Raw genomic sequence first — 1052 nt, forward strand, 5'->3', positions numbered from 1 at the left:
GGCGAACTCCTTGAGTTTCATCACATCAGTATTGAACTCTTTGCCTTTGCGCTGAGCGTAGAAGTCGTCAAGAATCGTCTCGTGACCAAGGGCGAACCCTAGGATCTCGGAAGTAAGTAGGGGCTTCTGGACGGAGAGTAGGAACTCGTTTTCTTCGGCGGATAGGTTGGAGCCATCGACTTGTAACTTTTCACAGTCTGGTAGCCCCTGCTTTTTGGTGTCCTTCTTCGCGGCTGCAAATCCGAAAGAGGGTATTGCGAGATGACATATCATCAGAGCCAAGGCAAAGCGGCTGGTACGCATCTCAAAGTCTCTTTGTATTTGATCGTGTGATGGAGCGAAGCCTAGCGGGTGAAGCATAGTAGGAAGTCATGAAGGTGACACTCCGGACTCTTGCCCTTCATGGATAAAGACTCTGAGGCCTCCGAGGTCACAAGCCCCTCGGCCGGATCGAAGCACCGAATCAACCTCACGACCGGATCGCCGCCACCAACGAGGAAAACAGCATGACCGACGACAACAACAGAGACGGCAACATCGAATGCGTTGAGAAAGGAACCATGGGCGCGCGCTGCAAGATGCTCACTTTTGTAATGATCCACCCTTTGCTTGCGACTACGACGCATGGCTTAAGGCGTTGAAACAGGCCGTGGCTGATAGCAAGCCACTCGACGATTCGCAGTTCGAACCGAGCGACCCCAACGCGGATTCATAGGAAGCGACACCACAACGAGGAAAGGTGCCTGAAAATTTCCGGAGCATCGACGTGGCAAGGCACCTTCGACCTGGTGCTGATGGTCATTGGTCGGAGCGACAAGCGCGGTAACTTGGATGGTGATCCAGATCAATCAGGTCGTCGTGGAAGTCCTCAAAATGTAGAGGCTGGGTCCGCCTTTATCGATGTGGAGCCGATTGGACGGTGTTTTTCGACTGATCACGGCTTTCGCGACAACGGGACATAATTCCTTGGATGCCCGCTGGATAGTATCTGTCGGTTATGGGGAGTTTTTGTTCCTCGCCTTTTGTCGTGTTTGTGGCACGACGTCCATTTG

2 protein-coding genes are annotated in these 1052 nt (G+C 52.9%); one reads left to right on the forward strand and one right to left on the reverse strand.

The annotated features are described in order from the left end of the window. Window positions 1-303: hypothetical protein (locus AC1DRJ_RS29195; protein WP_477805186.1), on the reverse strand; the 303-nt coding region annotated here is incomplete at its 3' end. A 203-nt stretch (window positions 304-506) separates the two neighbouring features. Here AC1DRJ_RS29195 and AC1DRJ_RS29200 point away from each other — a divergent pair. After that, complete coding sequence (locus tag AC1DRJ_RS29200) at window positions 507-641, forward strand: hypothetical protein (protein ID WP_477805187.1); 135 nt, start codon at window positions 507-509, stop codon at window positions 639-641. The last annotated feature ends 411 nt before the right edge of the window (window positions 642-1052 follow it).

This window comes from Pseudomonas sp. P5_B2 (assembly GCF_056400445.1).

Excerpts from the sequence above, each read along its gene's own strand:
- AC1DRJ_RS29200 (WP_477805187.1), top strand. The coding sequence starts at position 507 with ATGACCGACGACAACAACAGAGACGGCAACATCGAATGCGTTGAGAAA.